1 protein-coding gene and 1 pseudogene are annotated in these 794 nt (G+C 47.6%); both read left to right on the top strand.

Features of this window, described 5'->3' with window-relative positions:
* Positions 1 to 453, top strand: a pseudogene (locus tag A3738_RS31500) (hypothetical protein); the annotation flags it as partial.
* Between the two features lie 90 nt (positions 454 to 543).
* On the top strand, positions 544 to 794 hold a 251-nt coding region (locus tag A3738_RS24840), incomplete at its 3' end, for a DNA repair ATPase (RefSeq protein WP_156504476.1).

Genomic DNA, 794 nt, shown 5'->3' with positions numbered 1-794 from the left:
GAAGCAGACGTTACTGCTGCACAAGGTGATGCTGAAGCGAAAGCTGCGCGGGAACTTGGCTTGGCAGGTGCTGAAGTGACCCGAGAGCAATTCAAGGCTGAAGCAGATGGCTTAGTAGATAAGTTCGAAGCAATGAACACAATGAGCGAAGACGCACGAGAGCATGAAGAATTCCGTATGAGCCTAGAGACAGCTCTGAAAGAAGCGTTGGCGGCAATTGATGCTGGTAAAGACATCGCTCGTGAAAATGCAGAAGTCTTAGCTGTTGCTCTACAGAAAGCGAAGATCGATATCGTGGGTGGAGAAGATCACTTCTTTAACAATTTTGCGAAATCCCTATCAATTGGTAAAGCCGTTGATGGCCTCGCAGATAAGAGTGATACGATCTCATCTTTGGTTAACCGTCTGATCGAAGGAAAGAAACCGACTGTCGTCGAGAATGAAGAAGCCTAATGTTTATTCGCCAGGTTTGAACTAACCGGTTAATAACGAGGGGCTGGGCTCAGGCCTAGCTCCTTTAGATTTCTTTAAAAGGATGATGACATGGTTCAGAACGTCGAGAACGATGAGAGCATTGTAGATAATGCCGTAGCCGAAGGTGGTGCTTACGAGATCATTCGGAAGCGTCTGGTAGATCAAGGTGATCGACTTTATCAGGGGGCTAAGGGCTTAAACGAAGCGCGTTTAGAAGAATTTGGCAGCTCAGATATGAGTGTCACGGCGCGGGTTCGTGTTCGTACCGAGAATAACTGCATTGCTCGGGATATTGTCCAGGTAGGTGGCCAACTCCTGTT

The organism is Oleiphilus sp. HI0066, assembly GCF_001635725.1.
This window is presented reverse-complemented; position numbering and strand designations above follow the sequence as displayed.